Origin of the sequence: Pseudomonas aylmerensis, from assembly GCF_001702265.1 — a bacterium.
In the GTDB taxonomy this organism is placed as follows: domain Bacteria; phylum Pseudomonadota; class Gammaproteobacteria; order Pseudomonadales; family Pseudomonadaceae; genus Aquipseudomonas; species Aquipseudomonas aylmerensis.
Map to the genome: position 1 here is coordinate 1 of NZ_MAUE01000020.1, position 3804 is coordinate 3804.

The 3804-nt window shown below is 62.1% G+C and carries 3 protein-coding genes; 1 reads left to right on the forward strand and 2 read right to left on the reverse strand.

All coding sequences use genetic code 11. The features are described 5' to 3' along the window. Positions 1 to 325: 325 nt before the first annotated feature. Together BBG20_RS14450 and BBG20_RS14455 are read right to left on the reverse strand one after the other, a co-directional pair. On the reverse strand, positions 326 to 1651 hold the full coding sequence (locus tag BBG20_RS14450; protein WP_065904575.1) for an LLM class flavin-dependent oxidoreductase: 1326 nt from the start codon (positions 1649 to 1651) through the stop codon (positions 326 to 328). Next, the gene (locus tag BBG20_RS14455) at positions 1648 to 2586 is read right to left on the reverse strand and encodes an aliphatic sulfonate ABC transporter substrate-binding protein (protein WP_065904577.1); all 939 of its coding nucleotides are present in this window, start codon (positions 2584 to 2586) and stop codon (positions 1648 to 1650) included. Before BBG20_RS14455 ends, BBG20_RS14450 begins: the two co-directional genes overlap by 4 nt. Before the next feature lie 246 nt (positions 2587 to 2832). Between BBG20_RS14455 and BBG20_RS14460 the strand changes: the two genes are divergently transcribed. Beyond that, complete coding sequence (locus BBG20_RS14460; protein WP_065904578.1) at positions 2833 to 3777, forward strand: aliphatic sulfonate ABC transporter substrate-binding protein; 945 nt, start codon at positions 2833 to 2835, stop codon at positions 3775 to 3777. Positions 3778 to 3804: the final 27 nt, after the last annotated feature.

Genomic DNA, 3804 nt, shown 5'->3' on the forward strand with positions numbered 1-3804 from the left:
AGTGGGCTTGCCTGTGGAGAGCCCGCTTGGATGTGGTGAGCGGGCTTACCTGTGGTGAGCGGGCTTACCTGTGGTGAGCGGGCTTGCCCCGCGTTGGGGCGCGCAGCGGCCCCAAATACAGTCATCGCGTTCTTCCAGGTACACCGCGGGGTTGGATTTTGGGGGCGCTGCGCGCCCCAACGCGGGGCAAGCCCGCTCGCCACAAAAAGCGGGCTTGTCACAAAAAAGCGGGCTTGCCACAAAAAAACCGTTCACCACAAAAAAACCGTTCACCACAAAAAAGCTCGGTCCCCACAAAAAAGCGCGTGTGTCGCGCAAGTTGCGGTCAGGCTTGCAGGTCAGCCAGTCCCAAGTGCTCGCGCAGCGTGGAGCCCTCATACGCTTTGCGGAACACGCCTTTGCGCTGCAAGTGCGGAATCACACTCTCGACAAACTCAGTAAACGACCCCGGCAAATAACCCGGCGAAATTACAAACCCGTCGCAACCGCCCTGCTCGAACAGTTCGGCCAGTTGGTCGGCGATCTGCGCGCCGGTGCCTACCAGTTGCGGCACGCGCACGCTGCTGGCGAAGATCCGGCCGAGTTGTTCCAGGGTGGTCTGCGGGCCTTGCATCAGCAGCTTTTCCGCAGCAGCCGGATGGATCAGCGGTGACTGCGCGATTTCCGCCAGCGTGGCGCTCAACGGGAAGGGCGACAGGTCCACATTCAACTGCGAAGCCAGCGTCACCAGGCCCAGCTCGGGACGCGCCAGGGCGTTGTGCCGGTCGCGCTTGGCGCGGGCTTCGGCTTCGCTGCCGCCAATGAACGGCATCACCGCTGTCAGCACCTTGCAACTGTCGGCCTCGCGGCCTTGCTGCACGACCTGCGCGCGTACGTCATCGCGAAACGCGCGCATGGCTGCCAGGTGCGGGTGAATGGTGAAAATCGCTTCGGCCCAGCGCGCGCCGAACCGACGGCCACGTCCGGAGGAGCCGGCCTGGATCAGCACCGGCCGCCCCTGGGGCGTGCGCGGAATATTCAGCGGGCCCTCGACCTTGAACCACTCGCCCTGATGCTGCACCGACTGGATCAACGCCGGGTCGGCGAGCACGCCGCTGGCACGATCGAGCTTCAATGCGTCCTTGCCCCAGCTGTTCCAGAGCTTCAGCGCGACTTCGACAAACTCATCGGCGCGGTCATAGCGCAGGTCGTGTTCCAGGTGCTTGTCCTTGCCAAACAGGCGCCCTTCGCTGTCGTTCATCGAGGTGACGATATTCCAGGCAGCACGGCCCTTGGACAGGTGGTCGAGGGTGGCAAACTCGCGGGCGATGTGTGCCGGTTCGTAATAGGTGGTGGACCGCGTCGCGCCCAGGCCCAACTTGCGGGTCTGGCCGATCAGGTAGGAGAGGATCGGCAGCGGGTCCAGGCGCGTGGCGTCCTGGGCGCCGTAGCGCAAGGCCAACTCGCGGGAGCCGCCCATCTGGTCACCCACCGCCAGGCGATCAGCGAAGAACAGAAAGTCGAACAGCCCCTCCTCCACCACCTTGGCCACTCGCGCGTAGTACTCGGGATCGAGGTAATTGCCGACAGTTTCCGGATGGCGCCACACCGCATGGCTGTGCACCACGGGCCCGCTCAGCAGGAAGGCTGACAAGTGGATCTGGCGGCTCATGGCTTCGGCGTCCACACGGTGATATCAGAGACTTTCAGCGGCTTGGGAATCAGCTTGGCGGCGTAGTAGTAATCGGCGATGCGTTGCTGTTCGGCGAGGTTGTCCACCTTGACCGGGATGATGTCGTAGCTGCGTCGGCTGTTGGCGCGCTCCACCGTCGCCGGGGCGATGTTGCCCCACAGCGGACCGAGAATTTCAGCGGCCTCCTTGGGATGGGCTTTGACCCATTGGCCGGTCTCGCGCAGGGTGTCGAACGTCACCTGCAACACGTCCGGATGCGCCTTGGCGAACCGGGTCGTGGCCAGGTAGAAGCGGTTGTAATTGGCCAGGCCGTCGCTGCCGTCGGCAATCACGCGCGCGTGGTGGTCGAGTTGCTGGGTCGCGTAGAACGGGTCCCAGATCACCCAGGCGTCCACGCTGCCATTGGCGAACGCCGCGCCGCCGTCGGGGGCTTCGAGGTAACGCGGGGTGATATCGGCAAGGGTCAGCCCGGCTTTTTTCAGCGCACTGATCAGCAGGAAATTGCTGCCCGAGCCTTTGGACACGGCGACGGTCTTGCCCTTGAGGTCGGCAACGCTGTGGATCGGCGATTTATCCTGCACGATGATCGCCTGCGCGCCGGGCGACGCGTTTTCCTGCGCGTAGTAAGTCAGCGGCGCATCGGCGGCCTGGGTGAACAAGGCGAAGGCGTCGGCCACATCGGCATGCAGGTCGACGCTGCCGGCGTTCAACGAGCTGAGCAGGCCGGTGCTGAATTCATGCCAGTTGACCGTGAACCCCAGCGGCTTGAGGCGCTGTTCAAGCTGGCCATTTTGCTTGAGCAGGATCCACAGGGTGGATGAGCGCTGGTAGCTGATATCCAGGGTCTGCTCGGCATGGGCCGCCGCTGCGGCAAACAGCAGGCTGGCGGCGAGAATGAGTTTCTTGAACGTCATGAAAAGGCCTTGGCATAGAAGAAGTGAAAGAAGCTGCATATGCCAAAACGCGGCATAAGGCCTGGCAAACAAGCGAACTTGATTATATTAATGACCGGCGATTATGAAAGAACTCTATAATTCTATGGTTATGCCGAATTCGCAGGACTGTGCGAAAAGCGCCCTAAGCTAAGATCGAAAGAGTATTTATCGAATAGTTTTTAGAACTTTATGCTTGGCGATATTTCGCTGAAGATCGAGCTCGCCATGTCCATTCGCCGTCCCCTCGCCGTCGTTTTAGGGTTGCTGGCCTTTTCCGTTGCCATCAGCGCCGAAGCCCAGGAAACCCTGCGCATCGGCTACCAGAAATCCTCGACCCTGATCACCCTGCTGAAAACCCAGGGCACCCTGGAACAAGCCCTCAAGGCTGACAACATTGATGTGAGCTGGCACGAGTTCCCCAGCGGCCTGCCGCTGCTCGAAGCGCTGAACGTGGGCAACGTCGACATCAGCGCCGATGTGGCGGATACCGTGCCGATCTTCGCCCAGGCGGCCCAGGCCAAACTCACCTACTTCGCCCAGGAAGCGCCCTCGCCTTCGGCCCAGGCCATCGTGGTGCGCAAGGATTCGCCGATCCAGCAACTGGCGGATTTGAAAGGCAAGAAAATCGCGGTGACCAAGGCGGCCGGCACCCACTATTTGCTGATCGCGGCGCTGGCCAAGGCGGGGCTGGCTTTCTCGGATATCGAGCCTGCGTACCTGTCACCGGCCGATGGTCGCGCGGCGTTCGAGAACAACAAGGTGGATGCATGGGTCACCTGGGAACCCTTCCTGACCAGCGTGCAGCGTCAATTGCCGACACGCACCTTGGCCGACGGCGCCGGGCTGGCCAGTTACAAGCGTTACTACCTGACCGGGACGCCGTACGCCAAGGCGCATCCCGAGGTGTTGAAAGTGGTGTACGCGCAGCTGGAGAAAACCGGCGAGTGGGTGAAGAAAAACCCGCAGGACGCGGCGAAAATCCTCGGCCCGTTGTGGGGCAACCTGGATGTGGCCACTGTAGAAGCGGCCAATGCGCACCGCAGTTATCAGGTGCAACCGGTGACGCTCGATCAGTTGGGTGAGCAGCAGAAGATTGCCGACGCGTTCTTCAAGGCCGGCTTGCTGCCCAAGGCGGTAGACGCCAAGGATGTGCAGACCTGGAAGCCCTGAGGCCGGGCACGGTCTAACTGTGGGAGC

Excerpts from the sequence above, each read along its gene's own strand:
- BBG20_RS14455 (WP_065904577.1), bottom strand. The coding sequence starts at position 2,586 with ATGACGTTCAAGAAACTCATTCTCGCCGCCAGCCTGCTGTTTGCCGCA.
- BBG20_RS14460 (WP_065904578.1), top strand. The coding sequence starts at position 2,833 with ATGTCCATTCGCCGTCCCCTCGCCGTCGTTTTAGGGTTGCTGGCCTTT.
- BBG20_RS14450 (WP_065904575.1), bottom strand. The coding sequence starts at position 1,651 with ATGAGCCGCCAGATCCACTTGTCAGCCTTCCTGCTGAGCGGGCCCGTG.